Consider the following 21,663-nt stretch of genomic DNA (forward strand, 5'->3'; position numbering starts at 1 on the left):
GGCTCCTTGCGCAACCGTGGGAAACCGCGTTCAAGGCAGTTCCTGCGTGCGGGTATATTTGCTGATGAAGTCGGCCAGCCGTGCGAACTGGGGCCCGACCGCCGATTTCACCATGTAGCCGGCCACATGGCCATCGTACGCACGGCAGCGATCCTGTTCTCGCGCCGAGGTAGACAGCACGAACACCACGGTGCGTTTCAACTCCGGATCGGCCCGCAGCGCATCGAGGAACTGAAAGCCGTCCATCACCGGCATGTTGAGATCCAGCAACACGATAACCGGGGTCTCGATATGCTTGGTGGCGTGCGTGCCGTTCAGCACGGAAAGCGCCTCGCGCCCTTCGCCCGCAGTAACCACACGGCAGGGCACCTCATGCTTGCGAAAGCTGCGCATGACCCCCTCGATGGCCACGTCGTCGTCATCCACCAGCAGCACGGTGACGCCGGTAGAGCTGGGCTTGTGCGCAGCCGTTGCGCGGGCGCGAGCCGGCGACATTGCGTCAATCATCATCGTTCTCCCGCAGCAGGATGCGTGGCCAGTACACTTCGAACTTGGCGCCCCCCAGCGTGCCGTCGCGCTGGACGGTGACCATACCGCCGTGCGCGTTGATCATGCGCCGGGTGAACGCCAGGCCAACGCCGTCGCCGTCGGTGCCCGGCGAGGCGCGATGGAACAGTTTGAAGATGCGCTCCTCGTTGCCCGGCATGATCCCCTGCCCGTCATCCTCCACGGTAAAGACGCTGAACCGTCCCTCCTCGCGCATTGATATGCGGATCAGCCCGCCATCCTTGCCGTGATGCTTGACCGCGTTGGAAATGAGGTTGCGCAGCGAGGTGGAGAGCGGTGCGCGCGGAGCCACCAGATCATCGCCCTGGATATCCACCTCCACCCGGAACGTGTCTGGAATGCGGGTGAGGGCGATGGCTTCTTCCACCAGCTGGCGTGGATTGATGGGATGAACCTGCGGGTCACGCACGCCGATGCGGGCGTAATCAAGCAGGTCGTCGATCATCTGCTCACACCGGGCGATGCGCTGGGTGATCCGCTCGAAATTGTGCGTGACAGCTTCCGGAACATTGTCCTCGCCCAGCGCTTCGGCGAGATCTTCGCGCACCCAGGTCACCAGATCGCCGATCCCGCGCAGGGGTGAGCGCAGGTCGTGGCTGGCAACATACGTGAATTCTTCCAGCTGGGCGTTGGTTTGCTGGAGCGCGCTTTCTGACCGCTTGCGATGGGAGATGTCGCTTACGATCGCCATGAACAGCGGCTGGGCGATACTTTCGAACCGCGTCAGCGCGATCTCCACCGGAAATTCGTGGCCTGAACTGTGAAGGCCGGTCAGATCACGATCCATGCCCATCATGCGCGAAACCGGCGCGGCGGCGTAGCCGGCAACCTGGTGCACATGCTGCGTACGGTAGCGCTCGGGCAGCAGCATCCCCAGCGGTCGACCGATCATGTCCTCCACCCGCCAGCCGAACTGGTTGGCCAGCGTTGCATTGGCCTGCGCGATATGGCCACGCGCGTCGATGACGAGGATGCCGAGCGGCAGGCTTTCGAACATCTGGGTGAAGCGGCGTTCGGCGGTGACGGCGCGCGTGTGGTTCGCCAGATAGACCACCACACGGGAGCCGTCCTCGCCGGGGATCGGGGTCAACGTCATGTCCACTATCGGCCGCGATCCATCGGTGGCGGTCAGCGTGAATTGGCGGGTCCAGGCATCGCGCGTGTCGTTAGGCACGGCAAAGTACACATCGAGCATGTGCGCGAGTGTCGCGGCGTCCTCCTCGCTGAACCACAATGCCATTAGTCTCAGCCGTAAGGCGGCCGGATCAGGCTCGGCCAGCAAACTCGCGGCGGCTGCATTGGCCCAGGATATCACCCCCGCGCTATCGATTGTCAGCGCCGCGACGGGCGCCTTGATCAGGGGAGCCTCGATGTCGGGTGTGAGTTGCATTGCCAGTGTCACGTGTCCGCCTTGCCAGCGGCCAGCCCATACATAGGTGCGAGGGGATGGCCCAATCGGTCAGGGCCGGAAACTCGGCGCCTGTCTTTGACAATGGGTACACAGCGGCTGTTATCGAGACCCGAACAGCTGATAGGGGATCACGCGTAAACCCGCAGAAAAATGCGAGGTGCAGTGGTTAACGCGGCACAAACTTTCCGGCTTCACGGTCCTTACGCACTTGCAGGCCGTTAAAAACCGAGCCGCTCATGGTGATCCAAACGCCCGGTTGCGCGGCCTGGCAGCAGGCGAACGCCATGCCCAGGTTGAACGCCGCATCGCTTTCGGCAAACCGCGCTGGCGCCAGTGCGCCGCACAGCACGATGGTCTTTTCGGTAAGCCCGGCAAGGGCGGCGGCAGTGTCGGTCATGGTATCGGTGCCGTGAGTTATCACCACATGCGATTCCGGCGCGGACGTCACGGTTTGCGCGATCAATTCGCGATCGGCGTCCGTCAGTTCCAGGCTGTCTTTCCGCAACAGTTCGACCACGCGAAAAGGATGCGCGACGCGGGCTGTGACGAGCAGCTTTTCGATCACGCTTTCGACGATCTGGTATTCGCTGAGCGCATCGAAGTACTGCTTGTCGATAGTACCACCGGTGGTGACGATGAGGATGGGTGCCTGACTCATGGCGTGTGCCTTAGCGCCATGCCCTGGCGATACGCAACAACCACCCTTTCACAGCTTTTCCAGATACGCCAGCAGCCCCCGTTCCTCGCGCGACATCCACCGGGTGCTGCGCGGCAGAGCCTTTGGCAGAGCTATGGCGTCCGTATCGCCTTTCGCCACCGCAATGATCGCGGGATGGATATAGGATTTGCGGGCGATCGCAGGCGTATTGCCGAGCCGCCCGGATACCTCCTCCAGCATGGCGCGCAACGAGACACCCGGCTGCGCAAACAGCATCGCGAAGCCAAGCGTGCTGGCCGCCCACGTACGGAAATTCTTGGCGGTAAACCCCTCACCCATCGTTTCGGCAAGATAGGCGTTCACATCGTGGCTGTGCACCGGCACCGCCTCGCCGTCAGGATCAAGGTACTGGAACAAGTGCTGACCAGGCAGGTCCTGCATCTTGCGCACGCACCGCACCAAGGAGCGGTCGTCGCACGCGATTTCCTGCAGCTTGCCAGACTTGCCCTTGAAGCGCAGGCGCAACGTGCCCCGCTCGATCCGGGCGTGACGATTGCGCAAGGTCGTCGCCCCGAAGCTCTTGTTCGTCCTGGCATACTGCTCATTGCCGATGCGGATCGCGCCGGTATCGAGCAAGGCCACGACCGAAGCGATCGCCCGCTCCCGCCCCAGGCCCCGCCCCTGCAGGTCATCCGCCACACGCGCCCGCAACACCGGCAGCGCACCGCCGAAACGCGGGCAAAGCTCGAACTTCTTGTCTTCGCGCGATTGACGCCAGTCGGGGTGATAACGATACTGCTTGCGCCCGCGCGCATCGAAGCCGGTGGCCAGCAGATGGACATGCGGGTCGGGGGAGAACCAGCAATTCTCGTACGCTGGCGGCAAGGCGATGCGGTTGAGCCGGTCGATCTCGTCGCGACCCTTGATCCGCGCTCCGTCTGGCGCGAAATAGGCCCACTTATCGCCCCGGACGCGCTTGCGCGTAATTCCGGGCGCGCTTTCCTCAGCGAACTTGAGCGATGTTTCGATGCGCGTCATCAGCATTGTTGCGCGTTTTCCGTTACGTGATTGTCTTCATCAACGCGCGACGGCAAGCGAAGTTGTCGCACGCTAATGAAACCGGATGCGTCCGCGACCGTTCCTTGACCAGCACTCGGACAAGAACATCGCAGGAGACGACCATGGCAGACGCGCAGATCTTCCAGGATTTGAAGAACGATCACGACAAACACCGTGAATTGTTGGAAAAGCTGGGCGACACCAAGGGTGCCAGTGACGAGCGCAAGAGCTTGTTCGAAACGTTGCGCAAGGAATTGCAGGCGCACGCAGCCGCCGAGGAAGAGTCGCTGTATGCGACCATGCTGGGCCGGGAAGATCTGCGCGAGGACGCGCGCCATTCAGTTTCGGAACACAAGGAAATCGATGATTTTCTTGGGGAACTGTATGAAATGGACATGAGCTCCTCTGCCTGGATGACCAAGTTCAAGGAAATGCGCCACCGCTACCTCCATCACATCGACGAGGAAGAGGAGGACATGTTCCCCGAGGCTTCCGAGAAGCTTTCCGCCGAAGACGAAGCCCGGCTCGCCAAGATCTTCGAGGCTCGCAAGCCCAAGGAACTGGCGAACGCCGAAAAGGAACTTCCAGGCGACGCGCGCGAATAAAAGCAGCGCTAGCTATTACCATCACAACATAGATCAAGGAGACATACGATGGACAAAGAGATAAGCGACACTTTCTGGAAGTCGTTCAGCGCCAGCCCGTTCATCATGATGAAGTTGAACGACGCATCAGGCCACGCCGAACCGATGACGGCGATGCTGGATAAGGACGCGCATCACGCGATCTGGTTCTTCGCCAAGCGCGACAACCGCATTGCCGGCGGTGGCAAGGCGATGGGTCAGGTGATGACGAAGGGCCACGATGTGTTTGCCTGCATTTCGGGTACTCTTGTCGAGGAGACTGACCGGGCCCGCCGCGAAGCGCAGTGGAACAATGCCGTCGAAGCCTGGTTCCCCGGCGGCAAGGACGATGCTTCGGTGGAGATGCTGCGCTTCGATATTGAAGACGGCGAAGTGTGGACAGCAGAACTGGGCCTGAAGGGCATGTTCAAGCTGCTGACCGGCAAGCCAATCCAGGGGCATGAGGCCGGCGATCACGCTGTTGGCGCTGTCTGAACGCATACCAGGCATGAAATCAAAAGGGCGCGGTGGGATAACCACCGCGCTTTTTTATTAATCAGCGATTGTAAGTGGGAGGCCGCGCCGTCAGGTAAACTGACGGAGCCGCTCAAGTTCACAAGGCCGGTCAGCTTCGACATCGTCAGATAGCGCAAATGCGATTGCGGCCAGAATTGCCTGCCGCGTAAATGGCTTTTGCACTACCCCAACGGCGGTGCAGGCGGGCATATCGATCTGGCCAGGATTCGCGGTGACGTAGATTACCCGCGCACCAAAACGACCGGCAATTTCCCGCGCGATGGCGGGACCGGTCAACCCGTCACGCAAATTCAGATCGACGAGAGCAACGTCGGGAGCTTCACCCAGCCGCTTTACCGCGTCCATATCGGGGGCCGTACCGATCACGGCATGCCCCCCATCCGACACAATGTCTTCTAATTGCAGCGCAACGAGAAACTCATCCTCGACGATCAGAACTTTTCCGACAGGTGAGATACGCGGCTGCAATCTGAAAATCCCCGGAAGCGCTGCTTCAGGCAGCCAACTTGGGACGGTCGTTGTGATTGGCGATCTTGGTCAGCTCGGCGAAAAATGCATCGATCGCGTCGCCATCGAGCAGGAAGTTGTGGCGGAAATCGGGAAGCTGACCTGATTCGATGATCTTGCACAGCATTGCGCGAGCACGGCAGATTCGGCTCTTAACGGTGCCAAGCGCGATACCGCAAATGTCCGCAATCTCTTCGTAAGAAAGGTTTCCGGCAGCCACCAGCACGAGCGCTTCACGGTACGTTTCGGGGATTGCGGTCAACGCACGGAGCACGTCTGCCAATTCGACGGCGCTTTCCTGGCTGGCTTCGGCGCGCAGGATGCGCTCCGCCGCCAGTTCATCGTATTCACCATGAAAGCGGGCACGACGCGCCTCGGAATAGAAGTGGTTTCGAAGGATCGTAAAGGTCCACGCCTTGAAATTGGTGCCGGCGGCATAACGCTCACGTGCCGCCCAAGCACGCAACATGGCCTCTTGCGCAAGATCATCGGCGCGGTCACGGCAACCGCAAAGGCCGCGTGCGAACGCACGCAGATGCGGCGCAACCTCGGCCAAGGCACGTCGAAAGTCACGGTCGCTCAAAGCAACCTTGTTTTCAGGCTTAACCTGAACATCTACACCTGCCTCGACAGCTGCTGACATCGCACACCCTCCATCCATCTAACTGCAACCTTAACGCCACCCAATTCGAATTGGTTCCCGGGCATTGAATTTGCATTTGGACCACCCCTTCGTTTTTGCGCACAAAGGAAGAGGCCCTCGATCACAATGAAGTGATCGAGGGCCTCGGGATTGGATCACTGCTGGTTGCGGGGGGTGGGGGATCCAGCGGTGATACTATGGGAACGTAGTGCTTTATCGTTGGTTCCCCGCAATGCATTTCGCCGCTAAAAATTTTCCAGTTGCCCTATGCCTTGCACGGAGTCAGACAACCGACGCCGGCCCAAAGGCGAACGGTCGCCTTGAAGAACACAATCGGGAAGCTCTTTCCCCAACAGGCCCGAGGAATTTTGATGTCCGTCTCTGATCAGATCGCCATTCAGCTACCCTACCTGCGCCGCTACGCGCGCGCACTTACCGGTTCACAGCATTCGGGCGACGCGTATGTCCGGGCCACGCTCGAAGCCGCACTGGCCGACCGGTCCCTGCGCGATGCCATCGCCCGCAGCCGCGCGGCGCTGTACGAAGCGTTCACGCGCATCTGGTCAACCGGCCATGTTGACGAAACCAGCGGCGCTCTCGGCGGCCTGCACGAACAGGCTGCGCAGGAACGCTTGTCCGTGATTGCCCCCGCGCACCGCCAGGCCCTGCTGCTGACTACGGTGGAGGAATTCACGCGCGAGGAAGCTGCCCGCATCCTTGGACTGGACGTGGAGGAAGTGGACGCGCTGGTAACCCAGGCGATCGCCGAAATCGAAGGCGAAAGCGCCACTCGCGTACTCATTATCGAGGACGAACCGCTCATCTCCATGCAGCTTGAAGGGCTGGTCACCGACCTTGGCCATACCGTGGTCGGAACCGCCGCCACACATGCGCAGGCGCTCGAAATCTTCCAGCGCAATCCCGCTGGGCTGGTGCTTGCTGACATCCAACTGGCCGATGGCAGTTCCGGGATCGACGCAGTGGAGGATCTGCTCAAGTTCGGCGACGTGCCGGTGATCTTCATCACCGCCTATCCCGAACGCCTGCTGACGGGCGAGCGGCCCGAACCCACCTATTTGGTCACCAAGCCGTTCCAGGAAACCACCGTGCGGGCCCAGATCAGCCAGGCCCTTTTCTTCGGATCGAGCAAGCCGCTGCGCTGACCACGGCGCTGTGATACAGGGCGCCGCAGGCTCCCAGATGGACAAGCAATATACCGCCGTCGCGACCAGTCCGGTTGCGACGGCGTCTTTTCGTGTGGTTATCGCTGACGTACGATGGGCTTCTCGCGCCGGCGCCTCAGCGCTTCTCCGCGCGCAGTGCAAACTCGCGGCTGACGCGTACCGGCACTTTGAGCCGGCATTCTACGCCACCAGGCTCAAACCGTAGGTCCACCTCGGACTTGAGTTCGTGAGCGACAATCTTCTCGATCAGGTCCCGACCGAAGCCACGCTTGACAGGCGCACTCACCGGCGGGCCGTTTTCCTCGCGCCAGTGAAGCTCCGCCAGTTCCGGGCTCAAAAGCGCCCAATGGACGTGGATACGACCCTCGATCGTGCTGAGCGCGCCGTACTTGGCCGCGTTGGTCGCCAGTTCGTGGATCGCAAGCCCGAGCGACATGGCATCATTCGGCGCCAGTTTTATGCTCGGGCCGGACATGATCACGTGGTTCTCATGCCCCTCCATGTAAGGCGCGAGTTCCGAGCTGACGATATCGCCCAACGCGGCATGTCCCCAGTCCGACTGGGAAAGCAGGTCGTGCGTGGCCGACAAGGCACGGATCCGCGCGGTCAGGCTTTCGGTAAAATCGTCGATATTGCGCGCCCGCCGCCGGGTCAGCGCGGCGATGGACAATACGTTGGCAAGCGTGTTCTTGACCCGGTGATTGAGTTCGCGCGTCAGCGAATTGCGGATGGAGGCCTGGCTGGTCAGCCATTCGAGCACCCTGCGGTCGTCAGCCGCACGCTTGGTGATCAACCGGCCCATCGCCATCACCATCAGCGATGCCAGGGCGCCGAAGAACAACGTGATGCGCGATAGCGGCGACAGGACCCCGCCCTTGCGATCGGTTACCTCCACCACCCAGTCCTGGCCCGCCACATCGATCCGGCGCTCTATCGCCGGGCCGTCCGCGCCGCCTGCCCGCTGTTCGGCAAGCAGCATGTCGGGCGCCACGTGATCGTTGTATATCGCAACGTCGATGCTTTCGTTGCGATACAGTTCGCTCGCCGAGGTCAGGAACGACTGGGCCCTAAATGGGCTGAATACGAAGCCTTTGACCGCACGGCCCCGCCCTTCGGCGAACACCGGCATGAAGATCATGAACCCGGTCGTCGGACCGCCATAGCCGCTGGTGCGGGTCAACTGAAGCAGCCCTGTCGCCGCCGGGCCGCGACGCGTGATGGCGCGTTGCATGGCCTGCCGTCGCACGGCGTCGGAGAAGAGGTCGTACGCGATGACAGACCTATTGCGCGGCGATTGCGGCTCAAGATAATAGACCGGCGTGACGTATTTCTGGGTAATGCCAGGGCGCGGCGTGACCGAAAAGTCCATGCGACCCGACTTTTGCGTGTCCAGTTCGAATTGCCCGAGGCTGTCTACCGGCACCAGCGGTGCCCAGCCCATCCCCAAGGACCCGTAAAGCGTGCCATCGCCCTGCAGATCGCGGGCAAACTCCGTAAATTGCGCCGGGGACACTTCGCCCTGCGTGGAGAATAAGGCGCTGCCGGCGCGCAGAAGCGCGATGTTTTCGGTCACGCGGCGCTGCAAGGCCGATGAAATTTCAGTAAGGTTGCGATCGAGTTCAACCGCCCGCGTCTGCTTGTCAGCGCGTTCGATCGCCATCACCGACACTGCGGTCGTCATCCCAGCGATGATGAAAAGCAGAAATGGCCAGCCGCGTGGATATCGGTGAAACCACGCCTGCTTGCCCACCCTGTCGAGCAGCGCCTGGTCAATCAACGCTCACAGTCCCGTAACTCCAAGCCCGCACTGGCGGTCACTTGTGACCACAGAGACATCGCTATGCCAACACACTTCGGCTAGGGGAACCATGAACGAGGTCGTTTGTTCCATGATGAAACCACCTTCGCTCGGTCAAAAGCCCGGACGAAGCCCGTGAAGCGCCCCTTCCCGTCGGCCCGCGCCGGGGAGGAAACCGGTCACCGAAAATTGGCCGCGCGCCAGGCTTGATCGCAAGGCGATTGGCCTTCAGGTGCGGCGGTGAAAGGGAGTTCGTGTTGTCTCAGCCCAATGGACGTGGTGATCCCGGCCGACCGTCAGGCCAGCCTCCCGAAGTCCGACCCCAAACCAACGGAGAAGCGGAACCCGGCTGGGCCGGAGGTTTGCGAAAACTCTATAATTCGGTCGTCCAAGAGCCGTTGCCGGACAGCTTCAAGGATCTCCTCCAGAAGCTGGACGACGACGAAGATGGCTGAACGCACCCGTCATACCCCGGCAGACGAGGGGTTTCGGAAAGAACTGATGTCGGTGTTGCCGCACTTGCGTGCATTCGCGCGCGGGCTCTCTGGTCGGTCGGACTTTGCCGACGATCTGGTGCAGGAAGCGGCGATCAAGGCCTGGACAGCACGGGAGCGGTATCAGGCTGGCACTAACATGCGGGCTTGGACTTTTGCGATCCTGCGCAACCATTACCTGTCTGAGCTGCGGCGATCGAAGCGCCAGACGGATATGGACGACGGCGCGGTGGAGCGCATGCTTGTCATGGAAGCCGATCAGGAAGGTCCGCTTCATTTGGGCGACATGGAAACCGCTTTGCAGAAGCTGGCGCCCGAGCGCCGCGAGGCGGTGCTGCTCGTCGGCGCCTCCGGTTTCAGCTATGAAGAAGCGGCGCAAATCGCCGGATGCCCGATCGGCACCATGAAGAGCCGCGTTGCGCGTGCGCGTGCAGACCTTGCCCGCTTGCTGGACAGCGACCAGCAGCAACCGCCGATTGATGTAAAATCCCGCAAGGCGGTCTAGCCACACGGCACCGCTGCTCGCGCTAAACAAAAGCCCCCGCTTCCGAGATGGAAGCGGGGACTTTTCAATGCCTGAAACGAGAGTGCTTCAGGCGGGATAGACCCAAGGCGTGCCGCGGCTGAAGTTCTCCGCTGCGAAATCCCAGTTCAGGATATTTTCCAGCACGGCCTTCACATACGCGGGGCGCTTGTTAAGCTGGTCGATGTAGTATGCATGCTCCCACACGTCGACGGTCAGCAGTGGGGTAACGCCCTTCACTAACGCGCTGTCAGCGTCATGCGTGGAGATGACCTTCAGAGTGCCGTTGTCAGACACCAGCCAGGCCCAGCCGTTGGAGAAGTGATTGACCGCTTCGTTGGACAAGGCTTCCAGCAGCGCATCGACCGACCCGAAGTCTTTGTCGATCGCGGCGGCGAGGTCACCGGAAGGTGCGGTCTTCTTCGGCGACAGCGAGTGCCAGTAGAAGCCGTGGTTCCAGGTCTGGGCGGAATTATTGAACAGCGGGCCAGAGGCGGAAGCGATGATGTCTTCCAGCGGCTTGCCTTCGTTTTCGGTGCCACCGATCGCAGCGTTCAGCTTGTCGACATAGGTCTTGTGATGAGCGCCGTGGTGAATTTCGAGCGTCTTGCCGGAAATATGCGGTTCCAGTGCGTCTTGCGCGTAAGGCAGCGGCATCAGGGCGATGGTCATGGCATGGTTCCTGTTGTTGTTGTAGTGAACTTGGCTGCCCCGCTTGGAACGGGATTGCCCTTTTCTGGGCCTATGTCTGGCCTTGGGGCCGACAATTCAAGCACATGATGGATCAATTTTAAGCGCGTTGCGGACCGCAGGCCCAAACGCGAAAAAGGATGGCGGACATTCCGCCATCCTCTCCCTTGATTGCCAACGCCCTGCAAGGGGAGAGGGCGTTAGTCAATCGACCGTCAGGGCCACCACGATCCGTGGGGCACAAGCGGCCTTGATCAGTTCTTCTTGGCTTCGTCAGCCGCGTCTTCCAGGGCGTCAGCCTTGGCTTCGCCTGACTTCTTCACGGCATCAGCCTTGTCTTCGAGGGCTTCCGACGCGGCGCCGGTGGTCATTGCCGCACGGCTCTCAAGCGAATCAGCAGCGGCCTCCGAGCTTGCTTCCACGGCGTCTGCGGCCTTTTCGGTCGCGTCGTCCTTGGGGTTGTTGCAAGCAGCGAGGCCAAGCGAGGCCGAAGCTACTGCAATCATCGCAAGACGCGGCATGGTGATGACTTTCATGGAGAGAATCCCTTTCCCTGTTAAACATATGCGCCGTTTTAGCACCGGGAGGAGCGCCAGCCTCCCCCTAAGTCTCCAAAACGGAGACTTAGGATCGAGGCGTTCTTAGCGAACCGAACCGCGACGGAAAAGGTTTACGATAGCAAGCAGTACCACTGCACCCAGGAACGAGGCGAAGAGCGACAGGATATCGAAGTTTCCGCTAGTGATCGGTGCACCGCCGATAAGCGGCGTAATCACGAAACCGGCGATGACAGCGCCGACGATGCCGACGATGATGTTCAGGAAGATGCCCTGCTGCGCGTCGGTGCGCATAACGATCGAAGCGAGCCAGCCGATAACGCCGCCGACTATAAGGATAAGAAGAAGGGTCATGTTGCCGTCTCCAAAAAGTTGGCTAGATTGATCGGGATAACCGCCCATCGCGATCATGGTTCCGCGCAGGTCCGAAACGGTTTGTCGCATTTTTTGCGTTTATATGTCGGCACGACATGGAATCGCATTGATCCGAAACCTTAAATAGTATGACCGGGTTATGTACTGCAGAGGAGATCCTCGGCGTGCACAGCTCAACCCAGGACCGGATAGTCTCGGCACTTGCCGCGCTCGCAATCGTGCTCGGTGGGCTTGCGGCGATCATCGCCGGGCTTGCCGCTCACGCTTCAAACCAGCACGGTGGCGCGCTCGTGGCGGTAATTGCCTCCACCCCGCCACCGCCACAACACAAGCCACGCGAAACGCCAGCCAAAGCGCATTCCACCGCTGCTAAGGGACGCCCCTCTCCCGCGAACCTGCGCAATAAAGCCACCCAGGTCGTTGCGCCGCCTGCGATGCTGCCGCCGCTGATCGTCCCGCCGCCCGTGCCCACCGCACCCAAGGCAGGAACCGGATCCGCCGCGCAGAACGGGGCTTCGGATCACAAGGGACAGGGCGAAGGCGCCGGCGGCATTGGCGATGGCGACGGCGGGGGCGGTAACGGCGATGGGGATGGCGGCTCTGATGATGCCGTCACCCGGCCCCGCCAGATCCGCGGGCGGCTGCATTTCTCCGATTTGCCGGAGGATCTTCGCGAGGCAAAAACCGGCGGGGAGTTGAAACTGCGATACCGCATCGGCATCGATGGCCGGGTAAGCGAGTGCCGCATCCTGGTGTCCAGCGGTCGGCCCCAGCTAGACGCGACGACGTGCCGGCTCATCACCGAACGCTTTCGCTTCAAGCCATCGCGCGATGCAACCGGACGCCCGGTACCCGCGATCATGATCGAGAACCACGGCTGGTACTGGCCGCCCGAACCACAGCCGTAGATATCGCTTGCCTGCTAGGCGGCGTGGGTTGACGCATCGACTGCAATGGGCGCAACTGATGCTCCTGCGTTTCAACGAGACCCTGCACCCATGCTTTCGCAAAAAACACGTTATGCGATCCGGGCGATGCAGCATTTGGCTGATCGATACGGGCAGGGTCCGATCCCCCTGACGGACATTGCCGAGAAGCAGAACATTCCCGCCAAGTTCCTGACCGTGATCCTATCGGAATTGTCGCGATACGGGATCGTAGCGTCGCAGCGCGGCAAGGACGGCGGCTATTGGCTGGGCGTGCCGCCGATCGACATCACGTACGGCGACCTGATCCGCATCATGCGTGGCTCGCTTGCCCTCGTTCCGTGCGCCAGCCGCTTCGCACACGAAACCTGCAAGAACTGCCTGGAGGAAAAGGACTGCCGGGTGCGCGCACTGATGTTGCAGGTGCGCGATGCTACGGCGAACCTGCTGGACGGTGTGCGCCTGGCGGACCGGATCGATCCGGTGCCTGCCGCCGATGGCCTTGAGGCGGCGGACGATCTGGAAGTCGGCTGAGATCGCGCTATCGGCCCACAAAGCAAACCTATCGACAACAGCATTGTCAACTTATCCGATTGAGAATAAGGTTGCCGGCAATGGCAAAGAGCCAGCCCGCTCACTGTCTTCGAGGCCAACATGAGAATTACCAAACCTGCCGATGCGATTGCCGAGGAGCATCCCCTGCTAAACGACGGCGTCCGCCATGTGATCGAGGCATTGCAACATCTGCGTTTCGGCGTGATCCAGCTTACCGTTCACGACGGCAAGCTGATGCAGGTTGACGTAACCGAGCGCCGGCGCTTCAATCACTGAACATTTTTACGGACGGGTAAGCCTCGGACGATCCTGGCGCGTTGCAAAGCGCATATTCCTAACGCGTCCATGCTCCGTATTCGCCCCGAGATACCGAACTTTGGTGCGCGCAAAACGCTACCGTCCGGCCTGCGACCGGCCAGTTCCAACCCTACACTGGGAGGACCCTGAATGCTCGATACGTTGCCGGCCCAGCTTGCCGACATCGCCCCGTTTGTCGCTATCGGCTTTGCAGCGCAGATCGTCGATGGGGCGCTGGGCATGGCGTTCGGCGTAATCACCCAGACGTTGCTGGTCAGCGTGGTCGGCGTGGCGCCCGCCGCGGCTTCGGCCAGCGTGCATGTCGTGGAACTGTTCACTACCGGTACCTCGGGAATCAGCCATATCTTTCACCGTAACGTGGACTGGAAGCTGTTCCTGCGCCTTGTCCCGGCTGGCATTATCGGCGGGGTGACCGGCGCGTATCTGCTGTCCAACATCGACGCCTCGGTGGCCCGCCCGTTCGTGATGGCGTATCTGACGGGCATCGGGGTCTACCTGCTGATCAAGGCCTTGCGCCTCAACAAGCCGCGCTTCGCCAACCCCCGCTACACCGCGCCGCTTGCGCTGGCTGGCGGCTTTCTGGACGCGGCCGGCGGCGGCGGCTGGGGGCCGGTGGTCACCTCCAACCTGCTGGTTCAGGGGGGCGAGCCTGCCAAGACCATCGGCACCGTCAACACCTCGGAATTTCTGCTGACCGCCTCGATCTCGATCGCTTTCATCACGACGCTGGGACTGGCTGCCTTCACTACCGCGACGGTGGGCCTGATCGTCGGTGGCGTGATCGCCGCACCGTTCGGCGCGCTGATGGCAAAGCGCATGCAGCCCCGCGTTCTGCTGCTGGCGGTTTCCCTCGTCCTGATCGCCACCAGCCTGTTCAGCCTCTGGAAGGCTTGGCCGATTTTCTAGGGGCCGATTTTCTAAGGACTGGACAGGCGTTCACCGCTCCCATTCAGAACGTGAAGGTCACGATGATCGGATCCGTATAGCTTCCGGTGCTGACGTACTGGTTCGCCGGAATCCGGCCATAGGCCGTTCTGTTCGCGGTGTAGTTCAGGGAATTGGTGATGGACAGGCTCTGGGCCTGCCCGCCATTGCTGCCGTTGCCCCAGATCGTCGCGTGGCCGGCGTCCTGAAAGATGTTGTAGCCCAAACGCGCCGTGCCGTTGGCCATCTCACGCGCCGCCGCGGTGCCGGATGTGCCCGCGCTAAGGCTCAGGTCCACCGCCGTATTGATCGGCAAGGTGATCGATATGCAGTTGACGCTGACGGTGGCGGTCGCCGTGCGCGCCGTCGAACTGCTGGGATTGTACGTGCCGAAACTCAAGGCCGTGGTGGACATGCCACAAATGCACACGGTGCAACCTGCTGCCGATACCGGCATGGGCGCGCAAACCCCGGTGGAGACAGCCGCCAAGACGAGCGCCAGCCGCGCTATGCGCGATGATCTCATGGCTTTGGCCTTTCCGATAGTGCAGGCGTGCAGGTTACCGGCATCGATGCGCCGGGCCCCGGATTGTGCAGGCCTTGGGGCAGCGTAACATCGCAGGCACCGGCGCTGCCGGTAACGTGAAGCACGACCAAGGTCGCTGGCAGGTCCTCGATCCAGACCTCCCCATCATACCCCACCACCGTCGCCCCGCCCGGCCAGGTGACCGCCGATCCCGCCGGCAATCCCGCACTCGCCGAGTCCACCAACCGCAGACGCAGCCCCTGGCGGGTCGCCCCGCCGAACCGCACCCGCGCGGCCTGCCGCCATCCAGGCGCGATCGTCTGCACGGCGGTTGGCAGATCGGCGGTGATCGGTACATCGGCGGCGTCTACGCCGATATGGTTCTCCGCATAGGGCTGCAGGCCGGTAACGATAACGCGCCGGCCCTGCCCCGCCTTGCGTGGCCGCTGCCGGTTTTCGACCGTGACGGTCACCGGCGCATCGGCATCAACCTCGACCAGCGCGAAGCCGTCATCCACATGCTGCGTGGCCAGCACCGCCCTGTCGATCCGCAGCACCCCGCCGCGGGCGTTGAGCTGCACGCCGTTCCCGCCTTGGCGGCGCCAGCCATCCAGCCGGATGTCGCCAGCCTGGGTGCGGTAGGAAACACCGCCCTCCAGCCATTGTGCCCCGCGATCATAGCCTGCGAGCGCCCGCATCCCGCTGCCGGTGCCGTCGGGGAGGTTTTGGTTGTAGGCGAGCGCCCCGCGTCCCGGCTCGGCCAGCGCGGCAACCTGGCTGCGGGGTCCGAGCGGCATGGTCAGGTTGCCGAAGATCCCGGCGCTGCGGCCACGCGCGCTCACGTCGCGGCTGCGGGTGTATTGCACGCCAATGGAGGCGAACGCCGAGCGGATGCTGGTCGTATAGTATGCCGAGGCCAGATCGAAGCGGGTTGCGCCGGCGCTGCCGCGTCCTTGCGCCAGCCGCGCATAACTGGCGTTCACGCTGCCGATCCAACCCAGCGAAAGCCCACCCGCCACCGCCAGTTCACTGCGCGCGCCGCCGTTAATGCGGGGCTCGCCCACTTGGCGAAAGCGTGCATCGGCGCGCTCATAGCTTGCCGACAGGGTGTAGCGTGCGGTGATGCGCTGCGCCTGCGCGTGCACCAGCGCGCCGGTTCCGGCATGACCTTGCGAGACGGCGCCCGCCACCGACACCTGCCCCAGCGGCGCGACCACAAGCACGGCGCCCAGCCCGGCCATGCGGGTATCGGCGGACAGTTCGGCCCGTGTCTCCATCGTCAAGGTGCTGGTCAGGCCCCGGTGCAGGCCGGCAGCGGCAAACAGCGGTCCGTAGGCAAAACTGCGATACCCGAAGCCGCGCCGCAGCGCGCCGGCTTCGAAAGCGAACTGGCTGAGGCCGGGGCGCAGCAGATCGATACTGGTGTAAAAGCTGCGGGTCACCTGCCGCGTCTGGCCGGTCACATCGCGCACGCTCATCGTCACCGCCCCGGCCCCGGTCAACTGCGGTTGCAGCGCGAGGTCGAACCGCCCCGGCCCCAGTTCATAGGACTGGCGGGAGGATTGCGCGATCAGTTCAACGGTGGACGGCACCAGCGCGCTGCCCGAGACCGTGGGCAGCGGAAAGTTGATGCTTTGCGGATCGAGCGAAAAGTCAGTGCCCAGAAATATGCCGCCGTACCGCACCGGCCGGCTCCACGGTGCGCCCCGCCCCACGCTGTCGCCCAGCACAAGGCGGACGCGGCGATCCGGAAAATCGCGGCGCAGGGCGGTGTCCAGACGGGTCAGGCCGCCGCGTGCGGTATCCACCAGCACGCTGGTGCCCGCCACGCCCCAACGGCCCGACACGCCAGTATCGACCAGCCCGGTAATCCGCGTTATCCCGTCCCAGGTGCCAAGCGTGAGGTCGTAGTCCACGAACTGCGCAGGGATCGCCGGCGCCACGGGCACTACGCGGTATCCGGGTTGTACATGCATATGGGGAAACAGGGCCAGATCCGCTTCAATCCGCAGTGTCGCGCCGTCGTCCTCAAGGCGCGCGACAAGACCAGACATCGTGTCCAACGCGACGTAACTTTCTCCCGCGACCGTTTCTTCCGCGGCTGATCGCACGCTCAGTCCCCACGCTTCCACGTCGGTGCGCCGCGCCAGCACGCGCCCCTTGCGCACGATCAGCAGGCCGGGGTCCGGCATGGCCTGCCCGTTGACGATAATGCCGACCGGCACCGGACCGTCGACCGCCGCGACACTATCCTGCCCATGCAAAGCCGCCGGGGCGCAAAACAGCAGGCCCAGCAACGCAGCCGCGATGGCCGCCCGGACGGGCACGAAGACCGCGCGGATCATCATGGCGCGCCACGCTATTTCGCGGCGGAGAGCGGTACGTCGAACGCGCCCTCCTCGGTCTTCACGTGCACGGCAGAGGCGGCCAACAGCGTCCGCTCCACAGGCAGATCCAGAGTACCTCCCGCCAGCAGGTAGAACGCGCGGTCGCTTAGGGTCGGCGTATCTTGCGCGGGCGTGCTGACGCTCAGCACCCGCACGTAACGGGTCCCGACGTTGGACAAGCGAACCCCCGTTGCAGTGATCGCGGCGGTCAGCCGTGGGGCGGCTTTCTCGTCAGCCCGAAAAACCGGTACCGAGATCCGCAACAAGGTTTGCACCACGCCAGGCCGGGCCAGCGTCGGATCGGGAAGCTCATCCACGATCAGTCGCCATTGTTGCTCGGGCGCTGCACCCGGGTGCGCGGCAGGCAGGCTGCAGCGGATGAGCCTTTCCGTTTGCGGGGCGATCGTGGCGATCGGCGGGTTGATGACGAATGCGGGATCGGGCGTGAGCGTATCGTTACCCTGCGTGTCCCGCGTCCAGCCATAACCACGCACCTGCACGGTCACTGGCCGGTCCGCCCGGTTGCCCAGCGTGAGCGCGCAAAACCGGCGGGTTGAAGGAACCTCAATACGCACCGGCATCACGGTCAAGGCGCCAGCGCGGGCTGGGGCGACGCCGCAAGCCGCGATCACCGCGCCGGCCAGCAGCATGACGGCCACGACCATGGCGCTCGAAGGCCGGCGGGTGATCATCTCAATAGGTGACCGTGACCGTTACGGAATCAGTGTAGGAACCGGCGATGGTGTTCTGGCCGCTCGGGATACGTCCGTAGACGTTGATGGCGTTGGCGGTGAGCCCGGCGGTGGCGGACAGGGTATCGGTCCCTACCGTGTTGCCCCAGTTGGTGGTGCGTCCGGCATTCTGATACAGCGCGTAATTCAACGTGTTACTGCTACTGGTCAGCTTGCGAACGGTGGTGGTGGCGCCGGTGCCAGCGCCCGCGCCCATGCCCACGTTATACGGCGTGCCCAGCGTGCAGGTCACGCTGACGGTGGTGCTGGCATCCAGGTTCGTCGCAGACGTTGGATTATAACTGCCGAACGCCAGCGGGCTGGCCGTCAGAACGCAGGCGGACTGCACGGTCGCTGTCACCGTCATGGTGTCCGTCGCCGTCGCAGCCGACGCGCCTGATGGAGAAAGAACGATCCCGGCGGCCAGGATCGACCCGGCGGCGAGAAGGCGAAGGCAGGCCGAAGCCCTGCGGGGATGGTGAACGGTGCTCATAGGCCTCGTTTACCATCGCGTGGTTGCGAGTCGGCCTACGCGGCGCTCCGGAGATTTCCCTAAGAGGGTTTGGGCGCCAGCACGGCCGGCTCTGTGGGCGCATCTTTATCAGCGGCAAAGCGACGCGCCAGCACGGCGCACACCATCAGCTGGATCTGATGGAAAAACATCAGCGGCAGAATGATCGCGCCCACCTGCGCTGCGGGAAACAGCACCCCGGCCAGCGGCACGCCGGTGGCCAGGCTTTTCTTGGAGCCGCAGAACAGCAACACGATCCGGTCCTCGCGCGAGAAGCCCAGCAGCTTGCCGGCAACCGATGCCACCACCATCACGATGGCCAGAACCCCCAGCGAGATCAATGCGATCAGCCCCAGTTCCGCCAACGTCACCTTGTGCCACAAGCCCTGGATTACCGCTGCGCCAAACGCGGTGTAGACCACAAGCAGGATCGAGCCGCGATCGACGTAGCCCAGGATCTGCTTGTAACGGGACACAAAGCCGCCGATCCAGGGCCGCAGAAAATGCCCGGCCAGAAACGGCAGCAGCAGTTGCACGCTAATGTCGATGATGGGGTCGGTCGAGAACCCCTGCGTGCGCCCGGTGATGAGCAAGGCCGTCAGCAGCGGGGTAATGAAGATGCCGGCCAGATTTGAAAACGACGCGCTGCACACCGCTGCCGCCACGTTTCCGCCGGCAATGGCCGTGAACGCGATGGAGGATTGCACGGTCGATGGCAGCAGTGTCAGGAACAGGACGCCAGTTGCCAGCGACGGCTCGATACCGGGAATTGCCCGCACGCCCAGGCCGATGATCGGAAACAGCACGAAGCTTACCGCGGCAACCGTCAGGTGAAGCCGCCAGGCGCGGGCGCCATCAAGGATCGCTTCGCGCGATAACTTTGCGCCATGCAGGAAAAACAGCAGCGCGATGGCTGCATCCGCCGCTCCGCCCGCAACCCCTGCCCATATGCCCCGCGCCGGGAGAATGGAGGCCAGGCCAACGGTGCCCAGCAGCATCAACAGGAACGGGTCCACGTTCAGCCGCGCCAGTAATCCCTTCATTTCCGCCGGTCTCCCGTCAAAGCCACTTGTGCTCGCGATACCACTGCGCGGTCGCCTTCAACCCTTCGCGGGTTTCGATCCGCGGTTTCCAAAGCGTGTTCGGAACTGCGGCCTCGGGCGAGACCACCCAGTCCGGATGGCTGAAATAGGCGGCACGGTCGAGTGTCATTTTCGCGCGCTCCCTGCGCAAAAAGTTGTCCAGCCGCGCCACGCGCGCCAGCATCGCGGCGGAAAGCCCGATCACGCGGGGACGTTTGCCCATCGCCCAGCCAATGGCCAGCGCCGTTTCGAAATGGTCCCAGCCTTGCGGCTTGCCATCGTCCGGCTCGAATATCCGTCCGCTGACGCTGCCGATCAAACGTCCGTCGCCGGGAACCAGCGCAACCAGCAGTCGGGCCAGGTCCTCGACATGGATCACCGAGGCGCGCCCGTTGCGCGGCATCGGCATAATGCCCCAGCGCGCGGCGCGGAACAGCTCCAGCATCTCCTTGTCATGCGGGCCGTAGATCGCGGGCGGCCGCACAATCGTCCAGTCCAGCGGGCTGGACATCAGCAGCTTCTCGGCCCGGGCCTTGGACGCCCCGTACGCCGACAGGTCAGGCTCGCGGGCCGATAGCGACGAGACGTGGACAAAGCGGTGTACGCCTTTGAGGATCGCCGTTTCGATGAGATTGAGCGTGCCGGTCACGTTGCCAGCCTCGAACCCGGCGGCATCGGGGGCATTGATGACGCCCGCCACGTGGATCGTGGCTTCGGCGCCCTTCACCAGTTCGGCGAGCGAGGCCACGTTGGCAAGATCACCGCCGATCCATTCCACGTTGGCCCGCGCAGGCTGCTGGCGGCGGGTCAGCGCGCGCACGGCGTAGCCCGCCCCAAGCGCCGCATCCAGCACCGCCTGGCCCACGAAACCGGTGGCGCCGGTCAGCGCGATGACGGGGCGGGGCCTGTTCATGACTTCAATACCATCTGGTCGCGGTGGATAACGGCGGAGCGCGGCGCATAGCCAAGCACCGCCTGCTGCGCGCTGGAGTGCAAGCCGACGATGGCGGCGCATTCCGCCGCGTCGTATTCGCACAGCCCGTGGGCCAGAACCGTGCCGTCCGCGTCCACGATTGCCACCGGATCCCCGCGTGAAAATATACCCTCGATCCCGGTGATGCCCTTGGCAAGCAAACTTGACCCCCGGCCCAGCGCCGCCGCAGCGCCAGCATCGACAATGATTTCGCCTTTCAGCTTGAGCCGGCCGCCCAGCCACGCCTTGCGCGCGCCGGCCTTCCCGCGTGGCACAAACAGCGTGCCCACGCCGCCTTCGATGATGCGCGCCAGCGGGCGATCGTGTTGGCCGTTACCGATCACCAGGCAGATGCCCGCCAGTTCGGCGATCTGCGCGGCCTGCAGCTTGGATGTCATGCCGCCAGAACCCATCCCGGAGTTCGAATCGGTGCTGGCCATCGCCTGCACATCCGCGGTGACGCCGCTGACGAGCGGGATCATCGTGGCGCCCGGCAGCCTGGGATGGCGATCATACAGCCCGTCGATGTCGGACAGCAGCACTACCGCGTGCGCCTGTGCCGCCTGCGCCACGCGCGCGGCCAGCCGGTCGTTGTCGCCAAAGCGGATTTCCTGTGTGGCGACCGAATCGTTCTCATTGATGACCGGCACCGCGCCTGCATCCAGCAATCGGGTGAGCGTGGCCGTGACGTTGAGATAGCGGCGGCGGTCCTCCAGATCCTCCAGCGTCAGCAGCATCTGCGCAGCGGTGATGCCGTGGCCGCCCAGCAGTTGCGCCCACAGCCCGGACAGCGCGATCTGGCCCACCGCCGCGCTCGCCTGCGCATCGGCAAGGCTGCCGCGCCCGCCCTTCTCCAGCCCCAGCGTAGCTGCACCCAGCGCGATCGCGCCCGAGGAGACGACGATCACGTCCTGTCCGCGCGCCCGCGCCTCCGCGATTTCGGCGACCAGCCCGGCCAGCCACGCGCCGCGTACGCCGTCCGGCCCCACCAGCAGCGCGGAGCCCACCTTGATCACAAGGCGGCGCGCAAGGGCGGGATCGGACAGATCGGAGAGTCGGGCGATGGTCATGGGAGCGCCAGCCTCTAGGGTAAGGAACGGATAG

The 21,663-nt window shown here is 63.2% G+C and carries 26 protein-coding genes; 9 read left to right on the top strand and 17 right to left on the bottom strand.

Going from position 1 to position 21,663, the window contains the following annotated elements:
- Positions 1 to 30: 30 nt before the first annotated feature.
- From ASE49_RS10655 to ASE49_RS10670, 4 genes are all read right to left on the bottom strand, one after another.
- On the bottom strand, positions 31 to 507 hold the full coding sequence (locus ASE49_RS10655) for a response regulator (protein ID WP_235522939.1): 477 nt from the start codon (positions 505 to 507) through the stop codon (positions 31 to 33).
- Entirely contained in the window at positions 500 to 1,969 is a 1,470-nt protein-coding gene (locus ASE49_RS10660; protein ID WP_235522940.1) for a sensor histidine kinase, read from the bottom strand. Before ASE49_RS10660 ends, ASE49_RS10655 begins: the two co-directional genes overlap by 8 nt.
- A gap of 175 nt (positions 1,970 to 2,144) precedes the next feature.
- Complete coding sequence (locus tag ASE49_RS10665; RefSeq protein ID WP_056771709.1) at positions 2,145 to 2,636, bottom strand: asparaginase domain-containing protein; 492 nt, start codon at positions 2,634 to 2,636, stop codon at positions 2,145 to 2,147.
- A 48-nt stretch (positions 2,637 to 2,684) separates the two neighbouring features.
- Positions 2,685 to 3,680, bottom strand: coding sequence for a DNA topoisomerase IB (locus ASE49_RS10670; protein ID WP_056771712.1), 996 nt, complete (start codon positions 3,678 to 3,680; stop codon positions 2,685 to 2,687).
- Between the two features lie 137 nt (positions 3,681 to 3,817).
- On the opposite strand from ASE49_RS10670, the gene ASE49_RS10675 reads away from it, so the two are divergent.
- Together ASE49_RS10675 and ASE49_RS10680 are read left to right on the top strand one after the other, a co-directional pair.
- Positions 3,818 to 4,300: a hemerythrin domain-containing protein gene (locus ASE49_RS10675; RefSeq protein ID WP_056771714.1), complete on the top strand. Its 483-nt coding sequence runs from the start codon at positions 3,818 to 3,820 to the stop codon at positions 4,298 to 4,300.
- Between the two features lie 48 nt (positions 4,301 to 4,348).
- Positions 4,349 to 4,813: a pyridoxamine 5'-phosphate oxidase family protein gene (locus tag ASE49_RS10680; RefSeq protein WP_056771717.1), complete on the top strand. Its 465-nt coding sequence runs from the start codon at positions 4,349 to 4,351 to the stop codon at positions 4,811 to 4,813.
- A 90-nt stretch (positions 4,814 to 4,903) separates the two neighbouring features.
- Here ASE49_RS10680 and ASE49_RS10685 read toward each other — a convergent pair whose 3' ends face one another.
- Together ASE49_RS10685 and ASE49_RS10690 are read right to left on the bottom strand one after the other, a co-directional pair.
- Complete coding sequence (locus ASE49_RS10685) at positions 4,904 to 5,323, bottom strand: response regulator (protein ID WP_156370269.1); 420 nt, start codon at positions 5,321 to 5,323, stop codon at positions 4,904 to 4,906.
- A 25-nt stretch (positions 5,324 to 5,348) separates the two neighbouring features.
- The gene (locus tag ASE49_RS10690; protein WP_056771718.1) at positions 5,349 to 6,005 is read right to left on the bottom strand and encodes a sigma-70 family RNA polymerase sigma factor; all 657 of its coding nucleotides are present in this window, start codon (positions 6,003 to 6,005) and stop codon (positions 5,349 to 5,351) included.
- Between the two features lie 371 nt (positions 6,006 to 6,376).
- Here ASE49_RS10690 and ASE49_RS10695 point away from each other — a divergent pair, with 371 nt between their 5' ends.
- The gene (locus ASE49_RS10695) at positions 6,377 to 7,168 is read left to right on the top strand and encodes a response regulator (RefSeq protein ID WP_056771720.1); all 792 of its coding nucleotides are present in this window, start codon (positions 6,377 to 6,379) and stop codon (positions 7,166 to 7,168) included.
- Between the two features lie 136 nt (positions 7,169 to 7,304).
- Here ASE49_RS10695 and ASE49_RS10700 read toward each other — a convergent pair whose 3' ends face one another.
- Complete coding sequence (locus ASE49_RS10700; protein WP_056771722.1) at positions 7,305 to 8,966, bottom strand: CHASE domain-containing protein; 1,662 nt, start codon at positions 8,964 to 8,966, stop codon at positions 7,305 to 7,307.
- Positions 8,967 to 9,241: 275 nt separating this feature from the next.
- On the opposite strand from ASE49_RS10700, the gene ASE49_RS18460 reads away from it, so the two are divergent.
- Both ASE49_RS18460 and ASE49_RS10705 read left to right on the top strand, forming a co-directional pair.
- A complete protein-coding gene (locus tag ASE49_RS18460; RefSeq protein ID WP_235522941.1) occupies positions 9,242 to 9,442 on the top strand; it encodes a NepR family anti-sigma factor in 201 nt (66 codons plus the stop codon).
- Positions 9,435 to 9,986, top strand: a complete 552-nt coding sequence (locus ASE49_RS10705; protein ID WP_056771725.1) for a sigma-70 family RNA polymerase sigma factor — start codon at positions 9,435 to 9,437, stop codon at positions 9,984 to 9,986. The genes ASE49_RS18460 and ASE49_RS10705 overlap by 8 nt, the downstream gene beginning before the upstream one ends.
- 87 nt (positions 9,987 to 10,073) lie before the next feature.
- Here the strand turns inward: ASE49_RS10705 and ASE49_RS10710 are convergent, their stop codons facing one another.
- From ASE49_RS10710 to ASE49_RS10720, 3 genes are all read right to left on the bottom strand, one after another.
- On the bottom strand, positions 10,074 to 10,676 hold the full coding sequence (locus ASE49_RS10710) for a superoxide dismutase (RefSeq protein WP_056771728.1): 603 nt from the start codon (positions 10,674 to 10,676) through the stop codon (positions 10,074 to 10,076).
- Positions 10,677 to 10,948: 272 nt separating this feature from the next.
- Positions 10,949 to 11,230: a hypothetical protein gene (locus tag ASE49_RS10715; protein WP_056771731.1), complete on the bottom strand. Its 282-nt coding sequence runs from the start codon at positions 11,228 to 11,230 to the stop codon at positions 10,949 to 10,951.
- 105 nt (positions 11,231 to 11,335) lie between these two features.
- Positions 11,336 to 11,605 carry a GlsB/YeaQ/YmgE family stress response membrane protein gene (locus tag ASE49_RS10720; RefSeq protein ID WP_056772376.1) on the bottom strand — a complete coding sequence of 90 codons (270 nt, stop codon included), beginning with the start codon at positions 11,603 to 11,605 and terminating at the stop codon, positions 11,336 to 11,338.
- 185 nt (positions 11,606 to 11,790) lie between these two features.
- Here ASE49_RS10720 and ASE49_RS10725 point away from each other — a divergent pair, with 185 nt between their 5' ends.
- The 4 genes from ASE49_RS10725 to ASE49_RS10735 all read left to right on the top strand — a co-directional run bounded on the left by ASE49_RS10725 (position 11,791) and on the right by ASE49_RS10735 (position 14,331).
- Complete coding sequence (locus ASE49_RS10725) at positions 11,791 to 12,534, top strand: energy transducer TonB (RefSeq protein ID WP_056772378.1); 744 nt, start codon at positions 11,791 to 11,793, stop codon at positions 12,532 to 12,534.
- 90 nt (positions 12,535 to 12,624) lie between these two features.
- Positions 12,625 to 13,086, top strand: a complete 462-nt coding sequence (locus ASE49_RS10730) for an RrF2 family transcriptional regulator (protein ID WP_056771733.1) — start codon at positions 12,625 to 12,627, stop codon at positions 13,084 to 13,086.
- 120 nt (positions 13,087 to 13,206) lie between these two features.
- Positions 13,207 to 13,383 carry a YezD family protein gene (locus ASE49_RS17770; RefSeq protein WP_082456404.1) on the top strand — a complete coding sequence of 59 codons (177 nt, stop codon included), beginning with the start codon at positions 13,207 to 13,209 and terminating at the stop codon, positions 13,381 to 13,383.
- A 171-nt stretch (positions 13,384 to 13,554) separates the two neighbouring features.
- Positions 13,555 to 14,331 carry a sulfite exporter TauE/SafE family protein gene (locus ASE49_RS10735; protein ID WP_056771738.1) on the top strand — a complete coding sequence of 259 codons (777 nt, stop codon included), beginning with the start codon at positions 13,555 to 13,557 and terminating at the stop codon, positions 14,329 to 14,331.
- Positions 14,332 to 14,374: 43 nt separating this feature from the next.
- Here ASE49_RS10735 and ASE49_RS10740 read toward each other — a convergent pair whose 3' ends face one another.
- Genes ASE49_RS10740 through proB form a run of 7 tightly spaced genes read right to left on the bottom strand, consistent with a single transcriptional unit; the run spans position 14,375 to position 21,629 of the window.
- Positions 14,375 to 14,875 (bottom strand): Csu type fimbrial protein, encoded by a 501-nt coding sequence (locus tag ASE49_RS10740; RefSeq protein WP_056771740.1) that lies wholly within the window; start codon positions 14,873 to 14,875, stop codon positions 14,375 to 14,377.
- On the bottom strand, positions 14,872 to 17,220 hold the full coding sequence (locus ASE49_RS10745; protein ID WP_056772380.1) for a fimbria/pilus outer membrane usher protein: 2,349 nt from the start codon (positions 17,218 to 17,220) through the stop codon (positions 14,872 to 14,874). Before ASE49_RS10745 ends, ASE49_RS10740 begins: the two co-directional genes overlap by 4 nt.
- Positions 17,221 to 17,234: 14 nt before the next feature.
- Entirely contained in the window at positions 17,235 to 17,927 is a 693-nt protein-coding gene (locus ASE49_RS10750; protein ID WP_162234243.1) for a fimbrial biogenesis chaperone, read from the bottom strand.
- 28 nt (positions 17,928 to 17,955) lie between these two features.
- Entirely contained in the window at positions 17,956 to 18,486 is a 531-nt protein-coding gene (locus ASE49_RS10755; RefSeq protein ID WP_056771745.1) for a Csu type fimbrial protein, read from the bottom strand.
- Positions 18,487 to 18,545: 59 nt separating this feature from the next.
- Positions 18,546 to 19,547 (bottom strand): bile acid:sodium symporter family protein, encoded by a 1,002-nt coding sequence (locus tag ASE49_RS10760; protein ID WP_056771748.1) that lies wholly within the window; start codon positions 19,545 to 19,547, stop codon positions 18,546 to 18,548.
- A 16-nt stretch (positions 19,548 to 19,563) separates the two neighbouring features.
- Positions 19,564 to 20,499: an NAD-dependent epimerase/dehydratase family protein gene (locus ASE49_RS10765; protein WP_056771750.1), complete on the bottom strand. Its 936-nt coding sequence runs from the start codon at positions 20,497 to 20,499 to the stop codon at positions 19,564 to 19,566.
- Positions 20,496 to 21,629, bottom strand: a complete 1,134-nt coding sequence (proB, locus tag ASE49_RS10770) for a glutamate 5-kinase (protein WP_056771753.1) — start codon at positions 21,627 to 21,629, stop codon at positions 20,496 to 20,498. The genes ASE49_RS10765 and proB overlap by 4 nt, the downstream gene beginning before the upstream one ends.
- Positions 21,630 to 21,663: the final 34 nt, after the last annotated feature.

The sequence above is a fragment of the Novosphingobium sp. Leaf2 genome, from assembly GCF_001421325.1.
In the GTDB taxonomy this organism is placed as follows: domain Bacteria; phylum Pseudomonadota; class Alphaproteobacteria; order Sphingomonadales; family Sphingomonadaceae; genus Novosphingobium.

Bases quoted from the DNA above. Each gene is read 5' to 3' on its own strand.
- proB (WP_056771753.1), bottom strand. From the start codon at position 21,629: ATGACCATCGCCCGACTCTCCGATCTGTCCGATCCCGCCCTTGCGCGC.
- ASE49_RS10695 (WP_056771720.1), top strand. From the start codon at position 6,377: ATGTCCGTCTCTGATCAGATCGCCATTCAGCTACCCTACCTGCGCCGC.
- ASE49_RS10675 (WP_056771714.1), top strand. From the start codon at position 3,818: ATGGCAGACGCGCAGATCTTCCAGGATTTGAAGAACGATCACGACAAA.
- ASE49_RS10710 (WP_056771728.1), bottom strand. From the start codon at position 10,676: ATGACCATCGCCCTGATGCCGCTGCCTTACGCGCAAGACGCACTGGAA.
- ASE49_RS10655 (WP_235522939.1), bottom strand. From the start codon at position 507: ATGATTGACGCAATGTCGCCGGCTCGCGCCCGCGCAACGGCTGCGCAC.
- ASE49_RS10665 (WP_056771709.1), bottom strand. From the start codon at position 2,636: ATGAGTCAGGCACCCATCCTCATCGTCACCACCGGTGGTACTATCGAC.
- ASE49_RS10755 (WP_056771745.1), bottom strand. From the start codon at position 18,486: ATGAGCACCGTTCACCATCCCCGCAGGGCTTCGGCCTGCCTTCGCCTT.
- ASE49_RS10715 (WP_056771731.1), bottom strand. From the start codon at position 11,230: ATGAAAGTCATCACCATGCCGCGTCTTGCGATGATTGCAGTAGCTTCG.
- ASE49_RS10680 (WP_056771717.1), top strand. From the start codon at position 4,349: ATGGACAAAGAGATAAGCGACACTTTCTGGAAGTCGTTCAGCGCCAGC.
- ASE49_RS17770 (WP_082456404.1), top strand. From the start codon at position 13,207: ATGAGAATTACCAAACCTGCCGATGCGATTGCCGAGGAGCATCCCCTG.
- ASE49_RS10690 (WP_056771718.1), bottom strand. From the start codon at position 6,005: ATGTCAGCAGCTGTCGAGGCAGGTGTAGATGTTCAGGTTAAGCCTGAA.
- ASE49_RS10735 (WP_056771738.1), top strand. From the start codon at position 13,555: ATGCTCGATACGTTGCCGGCCCAGCTTGCCGACATCGCCCCGTTTGTC.
- ASE49_RS10750 (WP_162234243.1), bottom strand. From the start codon at position 17,927: ATGGTCGTGGCCGTCATGCTGCTGGCCGGCGCGGTGATCGCGGCTTGC.
- ASE49_RS10730 (WP_056771733.1), top strand. From the start codon at position 12,625: ATGCTTTCGCAAAAAACACGTTATGCGATCCGGGCGATGCAGCATTTG.
- ASE49_RS10720 (WP_056772376.1), bottom strand. From the start codon at position 11,605: ATGACCCTTCTTCTTATCCTTATAGTCGGCGGCGTTATCGGCTGGCTC.
- ASE49_RS10760 (WP_056771748.1), bottom strand. From the start codon at position 19,547: ATGAAGGGATTACTGGCGCGGCTGAACGTGGACCCGTTCCTGTTGATG.
- ASE49_RS10670 (WP_056771712.1), bottom strand. From the start codon at position 3,680: ATGCTGATGACGCGCATCGAAACATCGCTCAAGTTCGCTGAGGAAAGC.
- ASE49_RS10740 (WP_056771740.1), bottom strand. From the start codon at position 14,875: ATGAGATCATCGCGCATAGCGCGGCTGGCGCTCGTCTTGGCGGCTGTC.
- ASE49_RS10745 (WP_056772380.1), bottom strand. From the start codon at position 17,220: ATGATCCGCGCGGTCTTCGTGCCCGTCCGGGCGGCCATCGCGGCTGCG.
- ASE49_RS10705 (WP_056771725.1), top strand. From the start codon at position 9,435: ATGGCTGAACGCACCCGTCATACCCCGGCAGACGAGGGGTTTCGGAAA.
- ASE49_RS10765 (WP_056771750.1), bottom strand. From the start codon at position 20,499: ATGAACAGGCCCCGCCCCGTCATCGCGCTGACCGGCGCCACCGGTTTC.